The 23918-nt window shown below is 70.7% G+C and carries 18 protein-coding genes; 1 reads left to right on the plus strand and 17 read right to left on the minus strand.

The window, feature by feature from the left end:
• Positions 1-116: 116 nt before the first annotated feature.
• The 3 genes from aspS to ABZU32_RS29035 all read right to left on the minus strand — a co-directional run bounded on the left by aspS (position 117) and on the right by ABZU32_RS29035 (position 2534).
• On the minus strand, positions 117-1421 hold the full coding sequence (gene aspS, locus ABZU32_RS29025) for an aspartate--tRNA(Asn) ligase (protein ID WP_354926935.1): 1305 nt from the start codon (positions 1419-1421) through the stop codon (positions 117-119).
• Positions 1422-1835: 414 nt separating this feature from the next.
• Positions 1836-2321: a Clp protease N-terminal domain-containing protein gene (locus ABZU32_RS29030; protein WP_354926937.1), complete on the minus strand. Its 486-nt coding sequence runs from the start codon at positions 2319-2321 to the stop codon at positions 1836-1838.
• A 9-nt stretch (positions 2322-2330) separates the two neighbouring features.
• Positions 2331-2534, minus strand: coding sequence for a hypothetical protein (locus tag ABZU32_RS29035; protein WP_354850570.1), 204 nt, complete (start codon positions 2532-2534; stop codon positions 2331-2333).
• A gap of 51 nt (positions 2535-2585) precedes the next feature.
• On the opposite strand from ABZU32_RS29035, the gene ABZU32_RS29040 reads away from it, so the two are divergent.
• Positions 2586-4037, plus strand: coding sequence for an FAD-dependent monooxygenase (locus ABZU32_RS29040; RefSeq protein WP_354926939.1), 1452 nt, complete (start codon positions 2586-2588; stop codon positions 4035-4037).
• Between the two features lie 217 nt (positions 4038-4254).
• Here ABZU32_RS29040 and ettA read toward each other — a convergent pair whose 3' ends face one another.
• From ettA to ABZU32_RS29110, 14 genes are all read right to left on the minus strand, one after another.
• Complete coding sequence (ettA, locus tag ABZU32_RS29045) at positions 4255-5919, minus strand: energy-dependent translational throttle protein EttA (RefSeq protein ID WP_354926941.1); 1665 nt, start codon at positions 5917-5919, stop codon at positions 4255-4257.
• Positions 5920-6072: 153 nt separating this feature from the next.
• A complete protein-coding gene (locus ABZU32_RS29050) occupies positions 6073-7377 on the minus strand; it encodes a GGDEF domain-containing protein (RefSeq protein WP_354927059.1) in 1305 nt (434 codons plus the stop codon).
• 744 nt (positions 7378-8121) lie between these two features.
• Entirely contained in the window at positions 8122-8835 is a 714-nt protein-coding gene (ssb, locus tag ABZU32_RS29055) for a single-stranded DNA-binding protein (RefSeq protein WP_354926943.1), read from the minus strand.
• Positions 8836-9240: 405 nt separating this feature from the next.
• On the minus strand, positions 9241-10821 hold the full coding sequence (locus ABZU32_RS29060) for a GTP-binding protein (RefSeq protein ID WP_354926945.1): 1581 nt from the start codon (positions 10819-10821) through the stop codon (positions 9241-9243).
• A gap of 62 nt (positions 10822-10883) precedes the next feature.
• On the minus strand, positions 10884-13856 hold the full coding sequence (locus tag ABZU32_RS29065; protein WP_354926947.1) for a hypothetical protein: 2973 nt from the start codon (positions 13854-13856) through the stop codon (positions 10884-10886).
• Positions 13853-15088: a uroporphyrinogen-III C-methyltransferase gene (gene cobA, locus ABZU32_RS29070; protein ID WP_354926949.1), complete on the minus strand. Its 1236-nt coding sequence runs from the start codon at positions 15086-15088 to the stop codon at positions 13853-13855. Before cobA ends, ABZU32_RS29065 begins: the two co-directional genes overlap by 4 nt.
• A 55-nt stretch (positions 15089-15143) precedes the next feature.
• Positions 15144-16169 (minus strand): agmatinase, encoded by a 1026-nt coding sequence (gene speB, locus ABZU32_RS29075; protein WP_354926951.1) that lies wholly within the window; start codon positions 16167-16169, stop codon positions 15144-15146.
• 249 nt (positions 16170-16418) lie between these two features.
• Positions 16419-17549: a nicotinate-nucleotide--dimethylbenzimidazole phosphoribosyltransferase gene (gene cobT / locus ABZU32_RS29080; protein WP_354926953.1), complete on the minus strand. Its 1131-nt coding sequence runs from the start codon at positions 17547-17549 to the stop codon at positions 16419-16421.
• 378 nt (positions 17550-17927) lie between these two features.
• Positions 17928-19364, minus strand: a complete 1437-nt coding sequence (locus ABZU32_RS29085; protein WP_354926955.1) for a sirohydrochlorin chelatase — start codon at positions 19362-19364, stop codon at positions 17928-17930.
• Positions 19365-19609: 245 nt separating this feature from the next.
• Positions 19610-20719, minus strand: a complete 1110-nt coding sequence (locus ABZU32_RS29090) for a GNAT family N-acetyltransferase (RefSeq protein ID WP_354850540.1) — start codon at positions 20717-20719, stop codon at positions 19610-19612.
• Positions 20720-20976: 257 nt separating this feature from the next.
• The gene (locus ABZU32_RS29095) at positions 20977-22149 is read right to left on the minus strand and encodes an ABC transporter permease (protein ID WP_354926957.1); all 1173 of its coding nucleotides are present in this window, start codon (positions 22147-22149) and stop codon (positions 20977-20979) included.
• Positions 22146-23060, minus strand: a complete 915-nt coding sequence (locus ABZU32_RS29100; RefSeq protein ID WP_354926959.1) for an ATP-binding cassette domain-containing protein — start codon at positions 23058-23060, stop codon at positions 22146-22148. The genes ABZU32_RS29095 and ABZU32_RS29100 overlap by 4 nt, the downstream gene beginning before the upstream one ends.
• On the minus strand, positions 23053-23370 hold the full coding sequence (locus tag ABZU32_RS29105) for a transcriptional regulator (protein WP_354850531.1): 318 nt from the start codon (positions 23368-23370) through the stop codon (positions 23053-23055). Before ABZU32_RS29105 ends, ABZU32_RS29100 begins: the two co-directional genes overlap by 8 nt.
• Entirely contained in the window at positions 23367-23840 is a 474-nt protein-coding gene (locus ABZU32_RS29110; protein WP_354926961.1) for a hypothetical protein, read from the minus strand. Before ABZU32_RS29110 ends, ABZU32_RS29105 begins: the two co-directional genes overlap by 4 nt.
• Positions 23841-23918 lie beyond the last annotated feature (78 nt).

The raw sequence follows: 23918 nt of genomic DNA on the forward strand, positions 1-23918 counted from the left end.
CACCCCACCCCCACCCGGTGGAACGATTCCCACCCCGGTCTCGCTCACCCCGCCTCCTTCACCCGGCCTCGCTCACCCGGCGTTCGCTCACTCGGCGTTCGCTCACCGGGCGTCGCTCACGGAGCGAGCCGGTGCAGGTCACGGGGGAACAGCGCGACCTGGCGGACGTTCGGCACGTCGAGCAGGCGTGCCATGAACCGTTCGAGCCCGAATGCGAAGCCACCGTGTGGCGGCATGCCGTAGCGCATCGCGTCGAGGTAGCCCGAGTATGCCGACAGGTCGGTCTCGCCGCGCGCGGTCAGCGCTCGCACGTAGTCGGCGTACCGGTGCATCCGCTGGCCCCCGCTGACCAACTCCAGGCCACGGAAGATCAGATCGATCGCGCGCGAGTAGCCGGGACGAGCCGGGTCCGGATGGGTGTAGAACGCGCGATGCGCGGTCGGGTAGCCCTCGACGAACACGAAGTCCGAGCCATGCTCGCGCAAGGCCCACTCGCCGATCCACCGCTCGTGCGCGGGCGCGAGGTCGGGCTCGCCGGTCACGTCCTCGCCGGTCGCCCTGCTGATCATCTCCAGTACGTCGGCGAAGTGCACCACCACGGGTTCGTCCGTCAGCGCGGGCATGGTGACGCCGAGAAGCTCAAGTGAGGCGCCGGCCGATGCCTGGATGCCGGCCAGCATGCCCCCGACCGTCGCATGGCACGCGGCGATGACGTCACGGTGGTCTTCCACGAAGCCCATCTCGGCATCGAGAGAGGTGTAGGAAGCCAGGTGGCGGGCGGTGTCGCTCGGCTCGGCGCGGAAGACCGGTCCGACCTCGTAGACCCGCTCCAGGACGCCGACCATCATCTGCTTGTAGAGCTGAGGGGACTGCGCCAGGTACGCCGGACGGCCGAAGTAGTCGAGCTCGAAGACGTTGGCGCCGCTCTCGGTGGCCGCGCCCACGATCTTCGGGGTGTGGATCTCGACGAACGACATCGCTTCGAGCGCCGTGCGGAAGCCGCCGACCGCGGCCGCACTGATGCGGTGGACGGCGGCGAGCTTCGGGTGGCGCAGCGCGACCGGCGCGTGGTCCAGCATCGTCGGCAGGCTCGCGCGCAGGTCGGGCCGGTAGAGGTCGAACGGAGCCGGCTCGGCCGGGTCGGTCAATGCCTCGATCACCGGCGAAGTGATCTCCACTCCGCCTGGAGCGGACGGCTCGACGGTGACCGTGCCCACGACGGCGACCGTCGTCTCTTCCGGCAGGGTCTCAAGCAGAGCGCGGGCGGCCTTCTCGGACACGACGATCTGGGTCAGGCCGGCGGCGTCGCGCAGAATCAGGAAAGCGACCGACTTCAGCAGCCGGCGACGATGTATCCAGCCCGCGATGCGTACGGTCTCACCGACGTGTGCGGACAGCTGGGTGGACAGGATGCGTTGCATGGTGGTGGCCTCCTCTGGTCGCAACGCGTCCCCTGAGAGGCGTGGGCGAGCGGGATCCTCGCGGTACCACCACACCTTCACCACGCCGTCGTGCGGCGTGGCCTCTGCAAACCCGTGACGTGGGCGATTCGGCGGGACTCTACTAGACGCGAAGGTCGTTCTTCCCCGCAGCTCAGGAGGGTCTTCACGCCCCGGCCGGAGTCCGCCTTCGCAGCTGCCGGCGGCTCTCTCCGACTCCGGTGATCGAGGTGCTACTCGGCTCCGTCGTCGCTGTTGGACGCCATCTTACGCAGATCTGCGTTCGTCGATGAGAAGCGACAGCGTCCGCCAACGAGTTCGGCCGGCACATGGTGACCGATTCGCACCGAGATGATGGTGAGAGATGGCAGCGTGCCATGCCTTGCTGGACGTCGGTCAGCGTCCCTGGCGGTCGTCGGATGTGAGCTGCTCTCGTATGACCGTGCGGTTCACGCCCAGGTGGTCGAGCAGCTCGGCCACCGGGTCTGGTCTCTGCTGGCCGAGCAGCGCGAGGAGGAGCTGGTCGGGCCCTTCGGTGTTCCGGTTCTTGCGTGTCGTGGCCTTGATCGCCTGGTGGACGGCGGCTCTGGCGCTGGTGCTGAGCGCTGTCGCCGGGACCGGGGGATGCCTACGTGGCCGGGTCTGCGGTGTCTGTCCCACGTCCAGCCCGATCGCGCGCAGCGCGGCGGCATCCAGTTCGGCCACGGCCGCGCGGGCGGTGGCGAGATCGACACCGAGCGCCCGAGCGCCTGCGCACCCGGGAGTGCCCAGCAGCCCGAGCAGCAGATGCTCGGTGCCGACCCGCCGGTCGCCGCGCTGCCTGGCCTCCTCGGCCGCCGCCTTCACGGCGGCGGCGAACGCGCTTCTCGCCGTCCCTGGCATCGCCGGTCCTCACTTCCCGTATTTGGCGTGTACGGACTGCCGTGACATGCCGAGCGCATCGCCGATCTGTTCCCAGGTCCACCCTTGCTCTCTGGCCAGCGTGACCGAGACGGCCTCGACCTGCTCGGCCAGCCGGTGCAGCGCACCCACGGCGCGCAGCCCCAGAGCGGGGTCGTTCGACCTGATGCGGCTCGACAGTTCTTCCAGCTCCACCCTGTCAGGCTAGATTGACACTGGTCACTTTGTCAATCTAGCCTGACAGGCATGGACGAAGTAGTGATCGTAGGAGCGGGCCCCGTCGGGCTCATGCTGGCCTGCGAACTGAGCCTCACCGGGGTCCGCCCGGTCGTGCTGGACAAACGCACCGAACCCGGCGACCTGCCCAAGGCCAACGGGCTCGGGGGACAGATCATCGAGTTGCTGGACCACCGAGGGCTGCTGGAGAGACTGAGCGCCGGCAGCCCGTTCGTCGGCGTCCCTCCCGGTTTCGCGTTCGGATCGGTCCCGCTGCGTCTCGCCGGCGTGGAGGGCATCCCGCTCCGCATGCTGATGATCCAGCAGCCCCGGCTGGAACGACTGCTGGGTGAGCGCGCGGCCGAGCTGGGCGTGCAGATCCGCTGGGGCCACGAGCTGACCTCACTCACCCAGGACGAGACCGCGGTGACACTCCATGGGCCGGGCTTCGAAAGGCTCGCCCGCTACGTGGTGGGCTGCGACGGCGGCAACAGCCGCGTCCGCGAGCTGGCGGAGATCGGCTTCCCCGGCACCGTCGACGAGGAGGTGCTGTGGCTCGGGCATTTCACCACCGACACGATGACCGGCGTCTTCGACGACCCCGAGGTGGCCGGGCTGCGACCGGGCTGGAACCGCACGGGCAACGGACGCCTGCTTCTCACCTCGCTCCAGCCGGGCATCCACATCGTCGGCGTGCGGGAGAAGGGTGTGCGTCCGGCGGGCCCCGTCACGCTCACCGAGTTCCGGGGGGCCGTGGACAGAGTGCTCGGCAGGGACCTGCCGCTGGGCGAGCCCGTCTGGCTGTCGAGCACGGTCGCGCAGGCCCGGCTGGCCGAAAGGTACCGAGCAGGCCGGGTCTTCCTGGCCGGCGACGCCGCCCATCTGTTCCCCGCAGGCGGTTCGGCACTCAACGTCGGGATGACGGACGCGATCAACCTCGGCTGGAAAGTGTCGGCCCGGCTCGGCGGCCGAGCGGGGGACGGCCTGCTCGACACCTACGAGTCCGAGCGCCGCCCTGCCGCCGAACGCGCTCTCCTACAGACGCGCGCCCAGGCGGCACTCGACCGCCTGACGGGCGAGGAGGGAGAGGCCTTGCGGACGCTGCTCGCCGAGATCTTCGCCTACGAACAGCCGGTGCGCCACCTCGCCGAGTTGCTGCAGGGCTCCGACCTGTCGTACGAGAGGGCCGAACACCCTCTGGTCGGCCGCCTGGTCCCCGACCTTCGGCTGACCACGGACAGCGGCGAGCGCCGGGTGGCCGAGCTCATGCACGCAGGACGCCCCGTCCTGCTCGACCTGGGCGCGAACGTCACGCTCGACCAGGGCGGGGACGAATGGATCACCGTGGTCAGGGCCCGGTGCGACGATCCGCCCGCCGACGCCCTGCTGATTCGCCCCGACGGCCACGTGGCCTGGGCCGGCACCGACCAGCTCACGGAAGCGATCAGACAGTGGTTCGGGCCCACAGCCGCTCATGAATGACGTTCATTCCGCAGACGCTGCCGCGACTCCTCCGGGGCAAGGAAACGCCACCCCGGTCCGCGACCGGATCGCGGACCGGGGTGGCGATGCCGCCCGCTCGCCTACGGACTCAGCCGCGGACCGTCGGTCCTCGCCTGTCCTGCGCTGACCGTCAAGCGCAGGGCGAGCGAGGCCGCGGTGCGCGACCTGCGCTCCCAGCCCCGTCAGGCGTGGGGTGTCAGTCGCGGGTGAGCTTGCGGTAGGTGACGCGGTGCGGACGGGCCGCGTCGGCACCCAGCCGCTCGATCTTGTTCTTCTCGTAGTCGGCGTAGTTGCCCTCGAACCAGAACCAGTTCGAGCCGCCCTCCCACGCGAGGATGTGCGTCGCGGTGCGGTCGAGGAACCACCGGTCGTGCGAGGTGATCACCGCGCAGCCCGGGAACTCGAGCAGGGCGTTCTCCAGGCTGGACAGCGTCTCGGTGTCGAGGTCGTTGGTCGGCTCGTCCAGCAGCAGCACGTTGCCGCCCTGCTTGAGGGTGAGCGCCAGGTTCAGACGGTTGCGCTCGCCACCGGACAGGATGCCCGCGGGCTTCTGCTGGTCGGGGCCCTTGAACCCGAAGGCGGCGATGTAGGCGCGGGAGGGCATCTCGACGTGACCGACCTTGATGTGGTCGAGCCCGTCGGAGACGACCTGCCAGACGTTCTTGGTCGGCTCGATGTTGCCGCGCCCCTGGTCCACGTAGGAGATCTTGACGGTGTCGCCGATCAGGATGTCGCCGTTGTCGGGCTTCTCAGCCTGCATGATCATGCGGAACATCGTCGTCTTACCGACGCCGTTCGGGCCGATGATGCCGACGATGCCGTTGCGCGGCAGGTCGAACGACAGATCCTCCATGAGGAGCCGGTCGCCGAAGCCCTTGGTGAGGCCGGTCGCCCGGATGACCGTGGTGCCCAGGCGCGGGCCCGGCGGGATCTGGATCTCTTCGAAGTCGAGCTTGCGGTACTTGTCGGCCTCGGCGGCCATCTCCTCGTACCGCTGCAGACGCGCCCGGCTCTTGGTCTGCCGAGCCCTGGCGTTGGAGCGCACCCACTGGAGCTCCTCCTCCAGGCGCTTCTTGCGCTTGACGTCCTTCTGGCCCTCGACCTTCAACCTGGCGGCCTTCTGCTCGAGGTAGGTCGAGTAGTTGCCCTCGTACGGATAGCAACGGCCTCGGTCGAGCTCGAGAATCCACGTCGCCACGTTGTCCAGGAAGTACCGGTCGTGGGTGACGGCCAGGACGGTGCCGGGATACTTCTCCAGGTGCTGCTCCAGCCACTGGACGCTCTCGGCGTCGAGGTGGTTGGTGGGCTCGTCGAGCAGCAGCAGGTCGGGCTGCTCGAGCAGCAGCTTGCAGAGGGCGACGCGGCGGCGCTCGCCACCGGACAGCTTGGTGACCTCGGCGTCCGGCGGGGGGCAGCGGAGGGCGTCCATCGCCTGCTCGAGCTGGCTGTCGACATCCCACCCGTTGCGGTGGTCCAGCGCCTCCTGCAGCTTGCCCATCTCGTCGAGCAGCTCGTCGCTGTAGTCCGTCGCCATGAGCTCGGCGATCTCTTCGAACCGGGCGCGCATGGCGAGCGTCTCGGCGACGCCCTCCTGGACGTTGCCCAGAACGGTCTTGGACTCGTTCAGCGGCGGCTCCTGCTGCAGCATGCCGACGGTGAAGCCGGGCATCAGCCGGGCATCGCCGTTGGACGGCTGCTCGATGCCGGCCATCATCTTCAGCAGCGTGGACTTACCAGTGCCATTGGGGCCCAGCACACCAATCTTGGCTCCGGGCAGGAAATGCAGCGTGACGTCATCAAGGATGACCTTGTCGCCGTGCGCCTTGCGGACACGCTGCATCGTATAGATGTACTCGGGCATGCTCCTAAGAGTAGGGGATTCCGCCATCGGAGTTGTCCCCTCACGACCACCCACCACCCCCGACCACGAGCCCATCCCCCAGCAGGCCGCCACCCACACGCGATATCGCCATAGTGTCGTCGTCCGGCATGGGATGGACGCGATGAGCCATGCTCAGGCGATACCGCCGTCGGTGTTCTCGGCTCGGGCGTGGGGTGGGGGCTCGGGCGCGACGGGGAGGCAGATGCGGTCGCGGCCGAGCTCTTTCGCCCGGTAGAGGGCCAGATCGGCGGCGGCGAGCAGCTCGATCAGATCGTCGCCGTGCAGGGTCATGATGGCCACCCCCGCGGACACCGTCACCGAGATCATCGTGTCCTCGACGGGGATGGCCATGCGGCCGACACGTGACCGCAGGCGCTCGGCCACCCTTCGCGCCTCAGCGACGTCGGCACGCGGGAGCAGCACGACGAACTCTTCGCCGCCGAACCGCCCGACCACGTCATAGTCGCGGAGCTGGCTGCGCAGGGCCGTGGCGACGCCCGCGAGGACCTGGTCGCCCACCAGGTGGCCATAGGTGTCATTGACCCGTTTGAAGTAGTCGATGTCGACGATCAGCAGCGCCAGCGTCTCCCCTGTGCGCCGCGCCCGGACGATCTCGGTGTCGGCCTCCCGCTGCCAGGCCGTCGCGTTGAGCAGACCGGTCTTGGCGTCCGTACGGGCCGCGGCCTTGAGCTGGGCGTGGAGCAGGCTGCGTTGCAGCAGCACCACGGGCGGAAGGGTGAGCACCAGCAGGACCACGCTCAGCCCGCACGCGATGGCGACCAGCACCCCTAGGCACAGCTCCACGACGTCGAGCAGCACACGCTCGCGATCCCACAGCACGTCGCGCCAGCGGGTGTCCGGATCGAACATGTGAAGCGCGATGGCGATCAAGGCGGTGTTGAGCACGGTGAACAGCGCAGCGCACCCCACCGCGATCGCCAGCGGCCCGCTCGACCCGAGCGCGCCGCCCTTACCGCTCGGCACAAGGGAATGGAAGATCACCGACGCCGCGCCGGCCGCGAGACCGATGGCGGCCGCGCTGAACACCCGCCGGTACAGCACGGTCGCCCGGACGCGTATCTGCAACAGGAACTGCAGCGGCAGCGGCGCGAGGACCGCGTAGACCGGTGGCAGCAGTAATGCGACGGGCAGCCACCAGGCCGAGAGCAGGTCACGAGACACACCCGCCGGCATGCCGAGGCGACGGGTCGCCTCGATGCAGATCGCCCCACACGCCATCAACGCGAGGAAGGTCAGCATTTCGGACCAGCGGAACTCGGTGGAGGCCGCGAGATAGGCCGCCACCCCGAAGGCAAGGCCCACGGTGCCGCACAGATAGACGACCAGAACGGCTGGCTGCGCCAGCAGCGGCCATCGGTCGGCTAGCGAAAGCATGCCGCCGCGTGGCTCGACCGAGAGTTCACCGGACGTCATCACATCCCCCAACGCTCACTTCCATCCGGACCGGTTCGTTGCCTCGACTCTACGTCTCACGATGTGTAACACAATAGTCGCGCAGTGTGCGGCCCGCGATGGGAACCGCTACGTTGAGCACTGCGGCCGACACAGCCGGTTGGCCCGATGCGCCCGCTCCCCATCGAGCGGCCCATGCACGAAAGGAACAGCCATGGCGCGAGGCATCATCTGGACCTGACCAACCGCCAGGCCGTACAGCCCCATCCGGCACAGACACACGGTGACCCGACCCGACGCAATACTCATGAAACCCCAGACACCTCCCTCACCACGGTCAGCCAGAGGCTCACCCAAACCTCATGCACCTGCGTCACCAGGGCCCACCGAAGGCAGCGTCCACCCATACCCCAGACACCTCCCTCACCCGGGCAGACCAGAGGCTCACCGGAACCCCAAGGCACCTGCGTTACCACGTCCCGCCCCAGAGGGACCGTGCACCCGAACCCGGACACCTGCCTCACTACCGCCTCGACCAGAGGTGCCGTTCGGTTCGCCTGACGCCAGAGACCTCACCGTGGGCCCGGCCAGGGGCAGCCCGCACGCGAATGCGAGGGGACACGGGCCTCGTGGTCGCCCGAGGGGCCGGGGATCTCGCTTATGTGGACCCCCGACTGCGGCCCTAGCTCGGGCCCTCGCCGCTGCTGCGGTGGACAGGCGGCTGCGGGCGTCGGTTCGCCGGGTGCTTCGGATGGGCGGACTCATGGTTCACGCTGCTAGACGGTCGGTGGGGTCGGGGGTGGCCAAGGGCATGTCGTCGCCGGTCGCGCATTGCTCGCCCACCGTGTCCATCGGGTCGGCGAAGGCGGGAGCATGGGCGCCCGGCAAGGGGTCGGCGGCGTTGCCCGTATGGCCGGACTCGCCGGCCCTCTGCTCGCCTGCCATGGAGTCGACGCTTCTCAATCGGACCCCTCGGCCATCTGTAGCGGCCCGGCTCGCGGCCCCGATGAGCTCCCAGTCGCGGGTGGTGTCCGCGAACTGTCCCCGTGTCACCTCGTCGAACGCGGGGGCGGCGGGCCCCCGCTGCGGTCTTTCGAAGGTGCTCACCCCGCGTCGCAGGTCATGGCCGACGGAGGTGGCCTCGACCTCGGCGACGAACCGGCGCTCGCCGTCACGCTCATAGGAGCGGATGCGCAGCCGACCGTGGACGACGATCGGCTGGCCCAGCTTGATGGACTGGGCGACGTTCTCCGCGAGCGTCCGATAACACCGCACGGAATAGAAGCTGGTCTCGCCGTCATGCCATGTCTGGGAAGATCTGTCGAACACGCGCCGCGTTGAGGCCAGACGCAGCGACGTGACGCGGGTGCCGTCGTTGAAGTTGAACTGGCGGGGGTCGGCGGTGACGTTACCGACCAACGTGATGTAGGTGTCGTTCATCGTGCCTCCCATGGCGGACCGGCGGACCGTCTCCGCCGACATGGGAGCCAGTCTGGCCCGGCCCGTCACTCTCCATGATTGCCGAACTGCATTCTGTGGATAGGACGCCGCGCCGCACGCGCACCTGTGGAGAACCGCGAAGGCGCAGGCCAGACCACCACAGCGGCCGGATTCGTGCCGCAGAAAGCAGACACAACACCACGATCAGCGCGTCAGGGCGCCTGCCTCACCGCTTCATCTCTTCAGATCGCGATGCCATGAGGATGCCCACGCACGGTCCGCAGTGCCATGGTCCGCCTGCCGTCGGCGCCGCTCAGGGCCCGTTCTCTGAAGGGAGATGGCCCGGCGGCGCGGGAGGGGACGATTCAGCGGCAGGGCAGGCGAAGGGGTGACTCAGCGGCGGGACGGCTCAGCGGCGGGCGGAGGGGTGGCTCGGCGACCGATGGCTCAGCGGCGGGCGGAGGTCAGGGCGGCGAAGAATTCGTTGTAGCGGCGCAGTTCCTGTTCCACCGGCTGGACGACCATCCGCTTGGAGACGGCCGAGATGCGGCGGCGCATCTCGCGTTCGAGTTGCTCGCGTTCGTTGCCGGCCCCGAGGACCACGAAGTTACGGCTCGCGATCGCCGAGAACAGGCCCACCCCCAGCACGCTGACGATCATAAGCCCGAGCCATGGCAGCGTGGTCACATCGCCCAGCAGCTCGGCCGGCGCTCGGCCGATCTTGAAGACGCCGTACAGCAGGACGGCCCCCGCCCAGCCGACGCCGGCGACGAACAGCACGACCAGCAGGTACTGCCAGATCTTCAGCAGCCACCACCAGCGAGGCACGCGGTCGAGGCTCGGGGCGATCTCGGCGAGCTCGCCGGACAGGACCTCCGGCAGCTTGCCGAGTTGAGACCGGGCGGCATCCCGGACGCCGTTGCGCCATGCCTCGGGCATTCCGGAGCTCAGGCCGTCGGCGAGGGCCTGGACGGCGTTCTCCACCTCGGCGGGCTGGGCGCTCACCGAGGCCGCGGTCACGGCTTTGATCTCGTCGCGCAGGTTGCCCAGACGCAGGCTGTTCAGCGGGTCGGGGCGCAGCCGCGCGGCCCAGCGCGCATAGGGCCAGCCGACCCAGTCGATGGAGCGCACGCCGTAGACGTTCTCCAGAGCCTCGCCGACGGCCGGGACGCCGACGGCGTCGCAGAGGGCGTCGGTGAGCCCCTCCTGCCGGGCGAGGTCCACGGTGGGCTGCACCGCCAGGGCCTCAGGGGCGGGCATGACCTTGGCGAGCTTGCCCATGAGGCGGTTGAGGTCGGCCTCCAGGCGCTGGACGGCGGCCCGCCGCTGGGCGACGGACTCGGCGAGCACGCTCTTGAGGCTGTTCACTCCCCTGCCTGTGGTCGCCGAGGTGGGCACGATGCGCGGATGCTGCACGCCTTCGCGCTTCAGCAGGTCCGACAGGTCGACGACGCACTCGGCGAGCTCCTCGGGCGCCAGCCGGTCGGCCTGGTTGAGCGCGAACACGGTGACCGCCTCGTGCCCCGCCAGCTCGGAGACGTACTTGGTGTGCGTGGCCGCGTCGGCGTACTTCTGCGGGTCGAGCACCCACACGATCAGGTCGGCGACCTGGATCAGCCGGTCGGCCTCGTGGTCGGTGATCGCCCGGATGGAGTCGTGGTCGGGCAGGTCGAGCAGGATCAGCCCGTGGAGCTGGCTCTCTCCCCGGTCGAGGGCGCTCGCGCGGGCGAACCGGTGGCGCCACTGCACCTGCAGCCAGTCGAGCAGCGGCCCCGCCCCGTCCAGGCCCCACACGCAGGCGTGCGTGCGCGCGGTCGTCGGGCGGCGCACCCCCGTCGGGGACAGTTCGAGCCCGGAGATGCGGTTGAAGAGCGAGGACTTGCCGCTTCCGGTCCCTCCCGCGAGGGCGACGACGGTGTGCTCGCCGGACAGCTTGAGCCGGTCGCCGGCGCGCAGCAGCAACTGGCCGGACTCGGCGATCAGAGCCGGATCGACCCTGCCGGGACCGAGCTCCACGATCTTCGCCAAGGCGGAGAGCCGGTACGCCAGATCGCTTCGCGTATCGGTCGTCCCCGGACGAACGCTGACACTCATCGGGCGACCTCAAGGTTGTACGTTGCCTGGTAGAGCCGCTTGGCCGCGGCCTCGTCGGGGATCCCCGCCTCGTCGAGCACCTGCACGTATCTGAACGTCTCCTCGTCGAAGAGGACGCTGATGCGGGCTCGCAGGTCGCTGCGCGCCTTGGTCCCGATGTTGCGCAGCGCCTCGGCGCCGAGCACGCCGCGCAGCAGCCGCTCGGGGAGGGTGCCGGTGCCGGAGACCGCGGCGACCTCCGAGCTCCCGTAGCCGAGCAGGCCCATCATGAAGACCATCGAGAGCGCCTCCTCGTCGAAGGCGACCAGCTTGGCGACCGTGCGCTTGGTCACCCCGCCGGAGCGGATCAGCCCGATGACGTGCTCCTGCCAGGCCCCGATGGTACGGCCGACCCGGCGGGCGAACTCGTCGGACGGCCGGCCGAGTCCCGGAGTCTCGGCCAGACGGTCGCCGGCGCCGTCGCGCTGACGCCACCTCGCGATGACCTCCTCGGCCGCCCGCTGCCCCGAGGAGACGATCACCGCCTCGAGCCCGGAGCGGAGCGCCGAACGGAAGGCGTGCAGGCGGGCGGGGGCCTGCTGGGCGGTCTTGGTGGCCAGGCGGCCGGGACGGCGCAGGTGCAAGGTCTTCATCAGGTCGCCCGAGCCCGCGAAGTCCTGCCAGCGGGCCAGGACCTCACCGCGCAGCAGCGAGCCGTTGCTCATCGCGTCGTCGATCTCGGCGAGCGCGCCCATGTACGCGGCGTCCACGTCGGTCCGCAGCTCGGCCCGGAGGGCGACCTGGGCCTCCATGTGCCGCGCCAGTGCGGGCACGCGACCGCGGAAGCTGTTCAGGACCCCTTCGAGGGTCGCCCGGACGGCCTGATCGCGGCGCTGGTCGTCGACCGACAGCTCGGTGAGCCACATGCGCAGGTCGGCGACCTCCTCCTCGGGAAGGCGGCCGGCGGTGACGGCGACCTCGTTGACCACAAACCGGTCGATCTCGCCGAGGCCGTACTCCTGGAGCATCCGGGCGAAATGCTTGTCGATCACGTCCCGGGACTTCGGCGGGACCCGGGACAGCACGATCGCCATACGCGCGCCGCGCTCCTTGGCCAGCCGTAACAGGTTCCACGCGGGCGCGTCGGCGTACCGGGTGGCGGTCGTGACGAAGATCCACAGGTCGGCGGCGTCCATCATCCGCTGCGCCACCTCGTGGTGGGTCTCCACCACCGAGTCGATGTCGGGGGTGTCGAGCAGCGCCGTCGCGGGGGGCAGCCGCTCGCTCGTGGCCAGCACGAGGCTGTCCAGCCCGCTGCCGGGCGCCGGGCGGTCGAGACGGACCAGGCCGCCGAGCACGTCACCCTTCGCGAACCACTCGCCGTCGTCGGGGTGGCAGACCAGGACGGGCGTCCCGGTGGTGGGACGGCGCACGCCCGTCGCGCTGACCTTGGCCGCGGCCAGGGTGTTCACCAGCGTGGACTTGCCCGCCCCGGTGGACCCGGCGACGGCGATGAGCGCCGGCGCGGTGCTCATGTGCACCCGGGGGATGACGTAGTCCTTGATCTGGGCGAGGATCTCGGCCTGCGCCTTGCGGGCCTCCTCGACGCCGGGGACCTCCAGGCCGAGCCGGACCCCGCTGACGGCGTCACGCAGCCCGGCGAGCGCCGCCGTCAGCGCCCGCGAGACGGGCTTGGGCAGCGCCACCTCGCGCACGCGGTTGTACGGATCGTGCTGCGCGTCCGGGCCTGGGTCCGCTTCTGGGTGATCCGCCGAGCCTGTGAAGGGCTCGGGCTGGGCGGTGGGCGCGGGGACAGAGGAGGCGTCCGCGTGGGACTCCCAGACCGAACGGGCTTCGGCGGTCGCCGCCGAGCGTGCGGGCTGGAACAGGCTGCCCGCGGTCGGGTCGGACGTGGGCGCCGCCTCCGGAACGTCGGTGGCGGCGTCATCGCCGGCCGGCGTCACGCGGGCGTGCCAGATGTCCTCAACCGGCTGAAAGCCTCCGGCGTCGTCCGCCACGCCCCCAACGCCCGCTACGCCCCCGGCGTTTTCTGCATCCTCGGCGGTTTCCAGGCCCTCGGCGTCCTCTGCGTCCTCGTGGTTCCAGAGGGCTTCGGCGTTCCCGAGGTCGTCATTTCCAGAGGCGTCATTTCCAGGGGCGCCGTTTCCAGGGGCGCCGTTTCCAGGGGCGCCGGAGTCGTCGTTCCCGAGGTCGCCGAGGCCATCGACGGGCTCGGCGCCATCGCCTTCACCTTCGCCTTCGCCGGCGTTGTTGGCATTGTCGGCTTCGTCGGCGTTCTGGACGGCCGCCGCGTTGTCGGCGCCTTCGACATCGTCGAGGTTCCGAACGTTCCCGGCATCATCGGCGCCGGCGGCCGCGTCGTCGACCGGGCCGGAGGCATGGGGAGCGTCGACGTCGTCCGCGGCGCCGGCGCTCTCGACATCTCCGAAAATCTCGACGTTGCCCGAGGTCTCAACGTTGCCGCTGTCCTCGCTGTTGCCCGAGGTCTGGACGTCATCCCGGTTGTCGGCATCCTCGGCGTCGCCGGTGTCGTCCGGGGTCTGGACGTCCTCGACGCCCGGGACGTCGCCGGCGTGCACAGGGTCCTGGACGTCGGCGGTGGCCGCCGTCGGGTCATCCGCGTCGACGGTCGAGGGGGCGAGGTCGGCGGCAGGACCGCCGGAGGAGTCCTCAGAGGAGGAAGCGTCGGCGGACTCGCTGTCGGCGGATTCCGCGTCGACGGACTCCGCCTCGACGGAATCGGTGTCGACGGAATCGGCGGCGACCGACTCGGCGGAAGCGGACTCGGCGGGCGCGGCGGCGTCGGCGGGCGCGGCGGCGGCCGGGCCGTCGTCATCGCCCCGGATCGCCTGGAACGTTACCGTCCGCTCCTCCGGGGCCTCGGGGGAATCCTTGCCCTCGATCACCGTTTCACCCGACTGCTCGGTGTGTACATCGGCCCGCTCGGTCTTCCTCGCAGCCGATTTCACGGAACCCGCTCCGCTCGAACCATCTCGATCTCCTGGCCGACCTTGACGACGTCACCGACGACCACGATCGCCGGCGGCCGCGTCCCAGCGGCGATCACTCGCTCCGCCACCGTGGAAAGGTCGGCATAAAGAGCTCGCTGGGTCGGAAGAGTACCGTCCTGTACGACCATTACGGGGGTTTCCGGCGAACGTCCCTCGCGTAGCAGGGTGTCAGCGATCATGGCTATTCGTTCAACAGCCATCAGAAGTACCAGGGTTCCCCGTGATCTCGCCAGTCCTGCCCAGTCAACAGTTGATCTCGGATCGTCGGGCGCGACGTGGACGGAGATGACGTGGAACTCCTGGCTCACTCCCCGGTGGGTCACCGGGACGCCGGCGGCGGCGGGAACGGCCACCGCGCTGGTGACGCCGGGGACCACGATGACGGGGATGCCGGCCCGCGCACAGGCCAGGGCCTCCTCGCCGCCGCGGCCGAAGACGTACGGGTCGCCGCCCTTGAGCCGGACGACGAACCGGCCCTTCCTGGCGTGCTCGACCAGCAGCTCGTTGATCTTCTCCTGCGCGAGGTAGCGACCGTAGGGGATCTTGGCCGCGTCGATGAGCTCGACGTCGGGCGCGAGCTCGTCCAGCACCGATCGGGGTGCGAGCCGGTCGGCGATGACCACGTCCGCCTGGGCCAGCAACTGGCGCCCGCGCACGGTGATCAAGCCGGGGTCTCCGGGGCCCCCGCCGACCAGAGCGACACCGACGGGCTTGGTGCGGTCGCGGCGCGCGTCCACCGTGCCGTCGCGCAGAGCGTCGACCACGGCGTCCCGGATGCCCGCCGCGCGGCGAGGGTCGCCTCCGGCGGTGATCGCGACGCTGATCTCGTCCACGCGTCCGCTCGCGGGCGTCCAGGCGGCGGAGGCGTCGCGGTCGTCGGCGCGTACGCACCAGATGTGCTTGGCCTCGGCCTCGGCGGCGATCGCCGCGTTGACCGACCGCTCGTCGGTGCACGCCTGGACGAGCCAGGCCCCGTCGCAGTCGCCGACCTGGTACGGGCGGCGCTCCCAGGCCACCAGGCCGTCGGCGATGAGGTCGTCGAGCGCGGGCGTCACGCTCGGGGACACCAGGGTGACCGACGCGCCGGCCTGGAGCAGAGTGGGCACCCTGCGCTGGGCCACGCGCCCGCCGCCGACGACGAGCACGCGCCTGCCGTTGAGACGTAGACCGAGCAGGTAGGGCGACGACATGGGACGGTGTTCCCTTTCCCGGGAAGAGGCAAAACCCGTTGTCCGTGAGGTAAACCTACAGGCCCGCCGCCGCGGGAGGCACGGCTCGCCTGCCTTCCAGGAGCGGCTTTCGCGGATCCCAGGGCTCGCCTCCCGCGGCCGTCTCGCGCCTGCGCGCGATGGCCGACAGCGCCTCCAGGATGACCCGGTTGCCGAGGTAGGCGGTGATGTCCGCGTGGTCGTACGGCGGGGACACCTCGACGACGTCGATGCCGACCACCGGCAGCTCGTAACAGATGCGGCGGACGGCGTCGAGGAGCTGGCGGGAGGACAGACCGCCGGGCTCGGGAGTGCCGGTGCCCGGCGCGTGCCCGGGGTCGCACACATCGATGTCCACCGAGAGGAACACCCCGTCGCACTCGTCGGTGGCGATGGCGAACGCCTCGGTCAGGCACTCGGTGAGCCCGCGCTCCACGATCTCGGTCATCTCGTAGGAGCGCATGCGCTGCTGGGCCATCCAGTCGAGCGTGTCGGGGCCGGGCCAGTATCCGCGCAGCCCGATCTGCAGGAACCTGTCGCCGCGGATCGCCTCGGACTCGATGAGGCGCCGCATCGGCTGGCCGTGCCCGTAGAGGTTGCCGAACTCGACGTCGCCGGTGTCCGCGTGCGCGTCGAAGTGGATCATGGAGACCCGGCCGTACCCGTGGTGGCGGGCGACGCCGCGCGCGTCCGGAAGGGCCACGGTGTGGTCGCCGCCGAGGATCAGCGGGACGGCTCCGGAGGCGGAGATCGTGTGGACGGCCTCCTCGATGTTGCGGATGGAGGTCTCGATGTCGCCCGAGAAGCATTCGACGTCGCCGGCGTCCAGGACCTTGAGGTCCTGCAGGGGATCCACGCGGAGAGCGAGGCTCGGACGCGATCCGTCGTGGGGCAGGTAGCACGCCTGCCGCAGGGCCATCGGGCCGAACCGGGCGCCGGGGCGGTTGCTGGTGCCGCCGTCGAAGGGCGCCCCGACGATCACGACGTCCGCTCCCTCGAAGCTCGCCGGATCGCCGAGGTCGCAGCGCTCCACGCCGAGGAAGGTGATGTCGGGTCCGAACATCGGGCCGTAACGCATCGTGGTCCAATCACGCCTGACAGCAGAACGTCACCATTTAACCGCATTGTCGGCAAAATTCCCCTGCTAGCCGACTCTCCCGGAATGGCGCCGAAGCCGGCGCCGCACACCACCCGATATAGGGCCGTCCGGCGTTCGATCAGCGTCCACGGCTTCGGGCGCGCGTCCGCGTCCGTCAGAGGTCCCAGACGCGGACGTCGCTTCTCTGATCCCGAGGTGGGCGTTCCTTCCCGGTCATGGGGACGTGGGCCGGGTGTCCTTGTCGGTCACGCCGGCGGAGTCGAAGGTCGCGACCTCGTGCATGACGCGGACCGCCGAGCCGACCAGCGGGTAGGCGAGCAGCGCGCCGGTGCCCTCGCCCAGACGGAGCTCCAGGTCGACCAGCGCTCGGAGGCCGAGATGGTCGAGCGCGAGCCCATGACCGGGCTCGGCCGAGCGATGGCCCGCCACGCAGTAGTCGATGGCGTGCGGGGACAGCGCGGCGGCGACCAGGGCCGACGACCCGGCGATCACCCCGTCCAGGATGACGGGGACGCGGGCCGCGGCGGAGGCGAGGATGAACCCGGCCAGGGCGGCGTGCTCCAACCCACCGACCGCGGCCAACGTGCGCAGCGCCTCCGGAACGCCTTCGGACACGCCCGGGGAGGCCGCTGACGCCGGGGGTGCGGAAAGGTTGTTGATCTCAAGGGCGCGGCGGATGACGGCGATCTTGAGCTCGAGGGTCGTGTCGTCGACGCCCGTGCCCCTTCCCGTGGCCAGCGCGGGGTCGTGTCCGGTGAAGGCGCAGATGAGCGCGGCCGAGGCCGTGGTGTTGGCGATGCCCATGTCGCCGGTGATCAGACAGGCCGCGCCCGCGTCGATCAGGTCGACCGCGACGGCGATGCCCGCTTCCAGTGCCGCGACGGCCTGGTCGGGGGTCATGGCCGGGCCCTGCGACAGATCGGCGGTGCCGTAGGCGACCTTGCGGGAGACCAGGCCGGGGGCCTCCGGCAGGTCGGCCGCGACTCCGACGTCCACCACGGTCACCGACGCGCCGGCCTGGGCCGCGAAGGCGTTGGCCACCGCACCACCCGCGAGGAAGTTCGCCACCATCTGGGCGGTGACCTCCTGCGGCCAGGGGGTGACCCCCTGGGCGTGCACGCCGTGGTCACCGGCGAAGATCGCCAGGGCGGCGGGAGCCGGGAGCGGGGGCGGGCAGGCCCCCGCGACGCCGGCGAGGCGTACGGCGACGTCCTCCAGGGCTCCGAGCGCTCCGCGGGGCTTGGTCAGGCGGTCCTGATGGGCTCGCGCCAGGTCCATCGCCTCGGTGTCGGCGGGCCTGATCGCCGCCAGGGTGCGTGCCAGGGGGCCATCGTGCACGATCACACCAGTCCTTCCGCCGGGGGGCCTGGCGGCCGGACCACTTCGCCGCCAGGGGTGCGCGGAGGAAGCCTCGCGGAGGAAGCCTCGCGAACGACCATCCGCGCCGAAGAAGTCTCGCGCATGCGCCCCCCGACCCCGCCATCCGGGGCCCCGGCCGGCCCGACCACGAAAGGTCACCGGGTTCCCGCCGCAAGCGGCGCCGGATTCGCCGACCCCCCTCTCGCCGACCCGGCGCCGGGAAGAGGCCAACACAGGTAGGAGCGCCTGGTCAGGCAAATCGCGGGTCGGGTTGAGGACCAGGGGTGGGGCGGCGAGGTCGAAGCGCGGGCGGCGAGCGGCTTGGGGGAACCGTACCTGCCCGCGCGGGAAGCCGTGGGAGGGCTACACGAGGCCTTCGGCGAGGGTGGGCTGGTCGCGGTTCAGGCGGCGGACGGGGGGTTCGTCTCCGCCCAGCACGCCGTCTCCCCGTAGCAGGGCGTCTTCGCGCAGGACGTCGTCGCCTCGCAGGACGTCGTCGCCTTGCAGGACGGGGGCGGTCGGGTCTTCGAGGATCTCGGGGGCCGGGAGGGAGTCCAGTTCTTCCAAGGACAGAGGCTCGTCGGCGGGGTCGAGGACGGCTTCGACGGGATCGGTGAACGCCCGGAGCTTCCCTTCGACCGCGCCGAAGGCAGCGGTGTCCGCGCCGAAAGCGGCGGTGCTCGCCTCGAAGGCGGCGGTGTTCGCCTCGAAGGCGGCGGTGTCCGCCTCGAAGGCGGCGGTGTTCGCCTCGAAGGCGGCGGTGTCCGCCTCGAAGGCGGTGTCCGCCTCGAAGGCGGTGTCCGCCTCGAAGGCGGTGTCCGCCTCGAAGAGGGTGTTCGCCTCGAAGGCGGTGTTCGCCTCGAAGAGGGTGTCCGCGTCGAAAGCGGCACTGTCCGCGTCGAAGGGGACGTCCGGGGCGAAGGCGGCGGTGTCCGCGTCGAAGGGGGTGCGCAGGGCGAAGGGGGTGCCGTTCTGCTGGCTCGGCCATGGGGAGGCGGCGTGGAGGGCTTGTTCGTATCTGTCGATGATCAGGTCGGCCAGGCCCTCGCAGTCGCCGATCACCTCGGCGCAGCGCACGTCGAGGTCGATGTGCCCGGCGGCGTAGGCCAGCGCCTCCGCCCAGATGCGTTCGAGGACACCGCCGGCGAACAGCAGGTAGGGAAGCACGACGACCCGCTTGGCGCCCAGGCGGCGGCAGCGTTCGATGCCCTGCGCGACCGACGGCGGGGCGTCGGAGACGTACGCGGTCTCGACGGTCAGCAGGTCGGCGGCGTGGGTCTCCCAGAACAGGCGGGACACGCGGTGGACCTCGGCGTTGGCGGCGGTGTCCGGTGATCCGTGCCCCACCAGCACCACGGCGGTCTCGGCAGGGGAGATCGGCTCCCAGGCCGCCTCGCCGTGCTCGTCCCCCACGGTGACGGAGGCGAGCCGGGGCATCTCGGCGAGCGCGTCCGCGAGCCGCTCGGCCATCAGGCCCAGCACCTGGGGTGAGGCGTCGAGCGGGCGGGCGAGGTCGCAGCTGAGGGTGGGGTGCATGACCTGCGCTCGAGCGATCTCGGCGGGAATGTCACCGTTGTCGCCGAGGGCGAGCGGGACGGTCACGAGGCGGTGGTGTCCGCGGGCGAGGAGAGAGGCCACGGAGTCGTTCAGCGACGGCCGGCCCTTGGCCACGAAGCCGCCGGACACGTCCGCGGCGACCTGGTCCAGACGGCACCGCAGTCGGTGGACGAAACGGCCGAACTCTGCCGCGCCCGTGTCATCGTGGGCGCCGTGCCCTATGAGCAGAAGCGGCGGCTTCATATGGATCTCCGATCCTTTGACCTGCGGTTTTCTGGTCGGGTCGCGAGGATATCTGAATCTGTCAACGCTTGGACATGCCTTTGCTCACCTTTTGGGCGAACCCAGACCTTCCGTTCATGGTCGTCCGGCCCGCGGGCCTTACGTACCCTGGAGATGCCTTCCTATCGTCACAGCGCGTGATTCGCCGACCTCAGCGGGTACTCGGACGTCCGGGTGCGGCCGGGAGGGCGCATCGAACGGTCTCGTCAGACGGTCTCGCCCTTGAGCAGGCTGAACAGGACCGCGTCGGATATGCCGCCGGAGATGGGCAGCGCCCCGCGCAGGACGCCCTCCTCGGTGAAGCCGGCCTTGCGGGCCACGGCCTGGCTGGCCACGTTTCCGATGGCGACCAGCAGCGTGACCCGGTGGAAGCCGCGCATCATCAGAAACGTGCTGACGGCGCGCGTCGCCTCGCAGGCGATGCCCTGGCGGCGCGCCCACGGCGAGATCCAGTAGCCCACCTCGACGTCGCCGCGTTCCCAGTCGGCCCGCTGGATGCCGGCGGACCCGGCCAGGCGACCGCCGGCCTTCGACTCGATGGCGAACTGCACGCCGTTCACCGAGTCCACGTGGGCGAACCTGGTGCACCATTCGTAGGCCCTCTGCAGGTCGTATCCCGCGGCCCAGGGCATCCAGCGGTTGATCTCGGGGTCGCCGTCGACGGCCTCGAAGACGTCCTTGGCGTCGGTGCCGGTGAACGGGCGCAGGATGAGCCGCTCGCTCTCGAGGCGCACGCCCGTCCCGAAGCCCCGGCCGTTCATCGTGGGCGGGCCCATCGCCAGGTCGCGGGCGAGCAGCCCGAACACGACCAGGTCGTGCGGGCCGTCGTCCTCGTAGCCCGCGCCGCGCAGCAGCCCCTCACGGGTGAATCCGGACTTCTCGGCGACGCGCAGGGAGGCGGTGTTGTCCAGGTTGGCGCGCAGCTCGACGCGGCGCAGGCCGCCCTTGGTGAGCGCCCACTCGGTCAGGCCGCTGACGGCCTCGGGGGCGTACCCCCGGCCACGGTGCAAGGGGTGGACTCCGTACCCGACCTCGGCCGTCCCGGCGCCCCAGACGGTCTTGAACAGGCTGATGGCGCCGACGACCGTGCCCTCGGCGACCATGGCCAGGTGGATGCCCTGGCCGGAGCGCCACAGCTCGTGCACGCCGTACGAGAGCCACTGCGGCACGCCGGACGGATGGCCGGGCACGCCCGGCGGGAGGAACTGCGCACCCGACTCGAGGATGGCGCGCACCCGGTCGGCGTCCCGTGGGCCGAAGGGCCGCAGGAGCAGCCGCCGGGTGGTGATCGTCAGGTGCTGATCGAAGCCGGTCAATCTTCATCCCCCTTGTGCGGACACATCAGCTCATCGCACAAGGGGGGGTGTCCGCAACTTGGCGGGCCCGGGTGAACCGGTACGGTGCGCCGGTTCGGCCGGGACCACGTGGTCTCCCGTCACACCGGTCCCAGCGGACGCGCACGCCGGGCGCCGTCCGCGGAGGCCGCAGGAGTTCACGGCCGTCCACGGAAGCCGCGGTGGTCAAAGAGCCGTCCGAGGAAGCCGCGCGGAGGCCGCGCGGAGGCCGCGAGGGTTCAGGAGTGGCGGCGCAGCACCTCGCTCCACCGCACCCGGGTGCCCGTGCGCAGCACCGCCCGCTGGTAGACCCGCCCGCCGGCGTACAGCACGGCGGCCACCGCGGCCACCATCAGGCCCATGGCCAGGGCGGTCTCCCACACCGGCACCCGCACGACGGTGGAGCGCACCGGCATGAGCATCGAGGAGAACGGCGGGACGATGGACAGCACCCGCGCCAGCGTGCTGTCGGGCGACTGGCCCACGAAGAACCCGACCAGATAGGAGGCCGTCATGAGCATCGTGGCCGGGCTCAGAACGCCGCTCAGCTCCTCCTGCCGCGACACCAGCGAGGCGATCGCGGCGAACATCGCCGCGTAGAAGGCGTAGCCGAGCAGGAACCACACGACCACGCCGGCCACCACCCCGTAGGTGCCGTCGGGCAGGTGGGGCACCGCGCCGGAGATCTGCGCGGCGGCGAGCCCGACGGCGGCGATGACGACCAGCTGGGACAGCCCGAGCACGCCGAGGCCGATGACCTTCCCGGCCAGCAACTGCCATGGCCGTACCAGCGTCAGCAGGATCTCGACGATGCGGCTGCCCTTCTCCTCCACGACGCCCATCGCGACCCAGGTGCAGATCTGGAGGAGCAGCATGAACAGGACGACGACGATGGTCAACGCGATCACCATCCGGACGGTGGCGTCCTCGCCGCTGCCGTTCAGCGTGACCCTCGACATGACGGTCACCTGCTGGGCCTGGGCGACCTTCGCCGGGTCCAGGCCCGCCGAGGCGAGGTTCTGTTCCGTGGTGACCATGCGGTGGGCGGTGTCGAGCAGGACCGAGAGTCCGGTGCCCAGGACGGTCTTGGAGATCACGGAGGTGTTGTCCACGATCGCCGCCTCGACGTCGCCCGCGGCGACGGCCGCGCGGGCCGCCGCCTCGTCGGCGTAGCGCGTGACCTTGATGGACCGGTCGGCGTCCTGCGCCGCCTGGGCGCTGAGCGCGGCCTGCAGCCGGTCGGCCCGCGCGCCTGCGAGCCCGATGGCGTGGTCGTCCGCGCCGCCGAACAGCTTGGGGAGCATGGCGAGCACGGCGACCAGCACGGCGGTGACGAGCAGGCCGTAGCGGTATCCCTTGGTGCGGCCGCGCACGGCGATCTCACGGCGGGCGACCAGGACGATGGGGTTCACGCGACCACCTCGCGGAAGATGTCGGCCAGGCCGGGCTCCTGCCAGCCGAAGTGCTGGACCCGGCCGGCCCGCGTGGCCAGCCGCAGCGCCTCCTGGTCGTCGGTCGGGACGAGGATCACCTCGTCGTAGCGCTCGTGCTCCTCGGCCGCCGCGAGCGGGGAACGGTCGGTCCTGGCGACGATCTCCCCGGGCAGCCGGTCGGCCCAGCCGGCCTCGGCGCCGGTCACGACGATGCGCAGGCGCTTGCGCGACTCCCGTGCGCGCAGCTCGGCGACGGTGCCCACCGCGACCATGCGGCCGGCCTTGATGATGCCGACCGAGTCGCAGAGCCGTTCGACCAGGTCGAGCTGGTGGCTGGAGAAGACGACCGGCACCCCGGCGGCGGCGCGCTCGGCGAGCACCCCGGCCAGCGCGTCGACGGCGATCGGGTCCAGGCCGGAGAACGGCTCGTCCAGGACGAGCATTTCGGGATCGTGGATGAGCGCGGCGGCGAGCTGGACGCGCTGCTGGTTGCCCAGGGACAGGCTGTCGACGTCGTCGCCGCGCCGCCCGGCCAGGCCCAGCCGCTCGATGAGGGCGTCGGCGGAGCGGCGGGCGTCCGGCGCGGCCATGCCGCTGAGCCGGCCGAAGTACTCGACCTGCTCGGCCACCCGCATCTTGGCGTACAGCCCGCGTTCTTCGGGCATGTAGCCGAACCTGCGGCGGGTGTCGTGGCCGACGGGCGCGCCGTTCCAGCGCACCCGCCCGGCGTCGGCGCCGAGCACCCCCATCACGATGCGCATGGTGGTCGTCTTGCCGGCCCCGTTGGCGCCGACGAAGCCGAACATCTCGCCGGGGCGAACGGTCAGGCTCACGCCGTCGAGCGCGACGGTGTCGCCGTAGCGCTTCTCGAGCCCTTCCACCTCAAGCATGGGGGGATCCCTTCATGATCTTCTCGAGCACCGAGACGTACTCGCGGAAGGCCTCGCGTCCCCGGGGGGTGAGCGAGAGCCAGGTGCCGGGCTTCTTGCTGATGAAGGCCTTCTCGACCTTGACGTAGCCGGCCTCTTCGAGGGTCAGCATGTGCTTGGACAGCAGCGAGTCGCTGACCTCGATGGTGTCGCGCAGGAACCGGAACTCCACGTTGTCCGCGGCGGCCAGCGCCGCCATGATCGACAGGCGGACCGGCGTGTGGATGAGCTGGTCCAGGTCGTGGCGGGGGTGGGCGCCGCTCTCGGTCACCTGGCGCCGTCCCAGGGACGCAGGCGCCAGGCGGCGTACAGCACGGGGACGGCGGCGGCGACCGCGGCGGCGAGGCCCGCGGCCACCCACCAACCGGAGGGCCGCTCGGGCATGACGTAGTACCCGAACAGCGCCACGCCGACCATGACGGCCACCCAGACGAGGGCCACCCGCGAGTGCAGGCGGGAGTGGCCGTAGACGCCGAGGCTGTAGGCGTAGACGAAGGACAGCGCGGTCATCGCCAGCCAGGCGATGCCGGCGATCCGCGGGATGGGCGACGAGGCGAAGAACATCGCCGGCCAGTACAGCAGCGCCGCGACGCCCCAGACGAGGTAGAGCCACCCCATCGCGGCGGCGGACCGTCCGACGCTCCTGCGCACGCGGCCGATCTGCGCGAGCGCCTCGCCCGCGCTCATGTCCGTGTCGGAGCCCGTGTGCGTGCCTGCACCCTGGTCGTCACCGGCGTTCATGCCCTCATCCCCCTTTCCTGTACTCAACAAGTTAGCAAGCACTCAACTCCCATTCAAGTACTTCACTGGACGTTGAGA

The sequence above is a fragment of the Sphaerisporangium sp. NPDC005288 genome (genome assembly GCF_040607475.1).
Classification (GTDB): domain Bacteria; phylum Actinomycetota; class Actinomycetes; order Streptosporangiales; family Streptosporangiaceae; genus Sphaerisporangium; species Sphaerisporangium rhizosphaerae.